Below are 3816 nucleotides of genomic sequence, written 5' to 3'. Positions count from 1 at the left end.
GGTCTGGCCCCCCGCTTCCGGGAAGTGGCCGAGAGACGGCGACTGCCGATCACCGACTGGCCAGCCCTCAGCATGATCCAGGGGCTACGCGCGGCGCAGCAGAACCTGCCGTTCATGCCGGTGCAACTGCCTGCTGGCTCGAGCATGATCGAGCGCTGCCCGGCGGTACGGTTCCACCGCGATCCAGGGAGCGGCAGGGTCGTCGGTCTCGTCGATGCCCAGTCCATCGACACGGTGCTGTTGCATGCGCCGCGGGCCGATGCCGACGGCAACATCGAGATCTACGGCGCCCGGGCGCTCGACCTCGCGGTCGTCGGGGCAGCGCGGCAGGTGCTGGCGACGGTCGAGGAGATCGTACCGGCGGGCGCGCTGCAGTCGGGCGGTCGGGCGACGATCATCACCCGCAATCTGGTGACGGCGATCGCCGAGGTGCCGGGCGGCGCCTATCCGACCTCGTGCTTGCCGTACTATGTGACCGACTATGCCCGCATCCGCGACGTCCTGGAGGGCAGGCACGGTCCGCTGCGTCAGGCGCTTCGCCGGCCGGCTGATGCGCCCTCGGTCACGCTGCGCGGTGCCGCGAGAGCTCCGGCCGACAAGATCCGGCCGGAACCTTTCTTGAGCGCCGACGCCAGCACCGGCTCGCCAACGATCGACGAGTTCATGGTGGCGCGGATCGCGCGCATGCTGGACAACGAGAGCTTCGCGAGCGCTGGCGCGGTGTCGCCTCTGGCCAACGTGGCTTACCGTTTGGCCAAGGCGACGCACGCGCCGCGCATGCTCATCGCGACCCTCAGTTGCGGGCACGTTGACATCGCCCCGGGCACCATGACGCTGAGCCTGATGGAGACCATGGACGCCGCGACAGCCGCAGTTCATTGCGGCGGTGATGACACCTACTCGACCTACTACCAACCCGGGCTCGTCACCCACGAGATCATCGGGGCCGCACAAGTGGGGCCGCGCGGGGAAACCAACAATCTTGAACTGGTGAAGCCCTCCGGCGGCCTGTTGCGCCTGCCGGGACAGGGAGGCATGTCGGATGTCGCCAACATGCACAGGAACTACGTGGTCTATGTGACGCGCCACAGCCCGACAACTCTGGTCAAGTCGGTTGCTGTCGTGAGCTCGGCCCGCGGTCTCGTCACCGCCGAAGAACGTCAGCAAGCCGGCTACCAGCCCGGCGACATCTGGCTCGTGACCAACCTGTGTGTCTTCAGGTTCGACGAGGATGCCCGCCAGCTCGTTGTCGTGGAGACGATGCCCGGGGTGTCGCGCGACGAGATCGTCGGGCAGACCGGGTTCCCGGTGCTTTTCTCGCCGGAATGCCGAGAAGTCGAGCCGCCCGGCGCCGCCGTGCTGCACGCGCTGCGCACGGTCGTCGATCCGCTCGGCCTGAGGCGGCTGGAGTTTGTCGGGGCCAAGGAGCGCGGGGCGCTGCTTGACGAGATCATCGCGCGCGACGCCGAGGGCACGCGTCGCATCGTGGAGGCCGAGGCGTGACCGATTCCGAGCTGTTTGCACTGATCCGCAACGAACTTTTCACCGCGGTCGTCGGCGACGTTCTCGACGCGCTCGGCTATCAGCACCAGTTCCTTCCTCCGGGCATCATGCCGCTCGACAAGCGCATGCGCATCGTCGGGCGGGCCATGCCGGTGCTGGAGGCGGATGTGTTCTCGGCCAGGCACCCCTCGGCCGGGCCGCTGTCGGCAAAGCCCTTCGGCCTGCTGTTCGAAGCGCTCGATGACCTGAAGCGGGACGAGATCTACATCGCCACGGGGTCATCGTTGCGCTACGCACTCTGGGGCGGCCTGATGTCGACGCGGGCAATCCACCTGCAGGCGGCCGGCGCCGTGCTCGACGGCTTTGTGCGCGACAGCAATGAGATCGAGGCGCTGGGGTTCAACGTGTTCTGTCGGGGCGTATATGCCCAGGACCAGGGACCGCGTGGCAAGGTCATCGACTACCGTACACCGATCGAGATCGAGGGTGTGCCAGTAGCCCCCGGAGATCTCCTGTTCGGCGATCGCGAAGGCGTGCTCGTGGTTCCGCGCGAAGTCGAGGGCGAGGCCGTGGAGCGTGCTCTGGAAAAGGTGCGGACCGAGAACAAGGTTGCCCAGGCCATCCGGGCCGGGATGAGCACGCGCGAGGCCTTCGACACTTTCGGGGTGATGTAGGGTCCTCAGCGCGCGGAGCGAGCCGCCGCCCAACGTTGTTCCGGCAGCACCGCGTACCAGTCGGGTCGGGTCGGATCGCGGTCGTAGGCGTACCCCCCGACCTCACGATAGTATTCGGCGTATTGCATGAGCTTGTCGCGGTCGAGTTCGACGCCGAGCCCCGGTCCCGCAGGCACGGCGATCGCGCCGTCAACGTAGCGCATCTTTCCGCCCTTGATTACGTCGTCGGTGAGGTGATGGTAGTGCGCGTCGGCGGCGAAGCCGAGGTTGGGCAGTGCCGCTCCCAGATGCAGCATCGAGGCGAGCTGGATACCGAGCTCACCCGAGGAGTGCACTGACGCGCCGTACTGGAATGTTTCCAGCACCAGCCCCGCCTTGTGCGCCTGCCGCAGCCCACCCCAGAATGTGGTGTCGAGCAGGACGACATCGATGGCCTCGAGCCGTATGTTGGCAGCCAGTTGCTCGAAATTGACCACCACGGTGTTGGTGGCGGTCGGGATGCGCACGAACTGGCGCAGGCGGCGCATGCCCTCGAGGCCCCACGTCGGATCTTCGAAGTAGTCGTTCTTCAGGCCCTCGATGGCCTGACCGACCCGAATTGCTTCCTCGACCGACCAGGCGGCGTTCGGATCCAGGCGCAGCCGGTCGTCGGGAAACGCCGCGGCGAGGGCGCGCATGACCTCGACGTCGTGGTCCGGGGGGAAGACCCCACCCTTGAGCTTGTGTGTCGTGAAGCCGTGTTCTGCGACAAGCTGGCGCGCGTGGGCCACGATCTGATCTGGCGAGGTCTCTCCGCCGCGACCGGTTCCCGCATCGGCGAAGCGGTAGAAGATGTAGCTTGCGAACGGCACGCGCTCCCGCACCGCGCCACCCAGGAGGTCGCAGGCGCGGATTCCAAGCTTTCGGCCGGCGGCGTCGAGACAGGCCATCTCGATGGCGGCATGGAGCTGGAGTCGGTTGTTGTAGAGCGAGGCGGTGGGGTTCATGATCTTCCAGCGCAGCTGCTCCAGCTGCAGCGGATCGTGGCCCTTGAGGTACGGCAGCAGGCCTCGCACCGCCGCCTCGGCGGACTCGCCGCCGCCTCCGAGTTCCCCTAGTCCGACGATACCCTCATCGGTCACGACCTCCACGATCGTACGTATGAACCGGCCCCAATGGGCACCGGTGGCATGCCGCAGCGGCGCCTCAAGGGGCATGGCGACCGTGGTCGCACGGATATCGACGATCTTCACGGCGTGCTCCCAGTGAAGTTGGCAGGGCGGATCTTCACTGCGCGACCTGCGGCTCGGCGTCGGATCCCATGCGGTCAAGCACCGGCAGCACCGCGCGCAGATGCGCAGTCATTGCCGCGGCGGCGGCGGCAGCGTCCCGGCGCGCGAGCGCGTCGAGTATGGCGTCGTGCTCGCCAGTGATCTTGTCGGCGCCCCGCGGCCAGTTCACCGCCACATAGCGCAGTCGGTTGAGGTGGACCTTGACGTCCTCGAGCTCGTCGGCGACGGCGACCAGGCCCGCGGCGGCGTGAATGGCGCGGTGAAATTCCTCGTCGAGCTCGAACAGACGGCGGGTGTCGCCTCGCTGCGCGGCGACTTCCTGGTCTTCGACGAAATGCCTGAGTTCCGCCAACTGTGGGTCGGTGATG

The 3816-nt window shown here is 67.3% G+C and carries 4 protein-coding genes; 2 read left to right on the top strand and 2 right to left on the bottom strand.

Translation table 11 applies throughout. The annotated features are described in order from the left end of the window. Together VGD93_RS16945 and VGD93_RS16940 are read left to right on the top strand one after the other, a co-directional pair. A partial coding sequence (locus tag VGD93_RS16945; RefSeq protein ID WP_395013345.1) for a CoA-transferase occupies positions 1–1503 on the top strand: 1503 nt, incomplete at its 5' end. Then, entirely contained in the window at positions 1500–2177 is a 678-nt protein-coding gene (locus tag VGD93_RS16940; protein WP_395013344.1) for an RraA family protein, read from the top strand. The genes VGD93_RS16945 and VGD93_RS16940, both read left to right, overlap by 4 nt. Positions 2178–2182: 5 nt before the next feature. Here VGD93_RS16940 and VGD93_RS16935 read toward each other — a convergent pair whose 3' ends face one another. Together VGD93_RS16935 and VGD93_RS16930 are read right to left on the bottom strand one after the other, a co-directional pair. Then, positions 2183–3373, bottom strand: a complete 1191-nt coding sequence (locus VGD93_RS16935) for an enolase C-terminal domain-like protein (protein ID WP_395013346.1) — start codon at positions 3371–3373, stop codon at positions 2183–2185. Positions 3374–3443: 70 nt separating this feature from the next. Beyond that, a partial coding sequence (locus VGD93_RS16930) for an FCD domain-containing protein (protein ID WP_395013343.1) occupies positions 3444–3816 on the bottom strand: 373 nt, incomplete at its 5' end.

It is taken from the genome of Devosia sp. (assembly GCF_036406155.1).
Classification (GTDB): domain Bacteria; phylum Pseudomonadota; class Alphaproteobacteria; order Rhizobiales; family Devosiaceae; genus Devosia_A.
This window is presented reverse-complemented; position numbering and strand designations above follow the sequence as displayed.

Bases quoted from the DNA above. Each gene is read 5' to 3' on its own strand.
- VGD93_RS16935 (WP_395013346.1), bottom strand. From the start codon at position 3,373: ATGCCCCTTGAGGCGCCGCTGCGGCATGCCACCGGTGCCCATTGGGGC.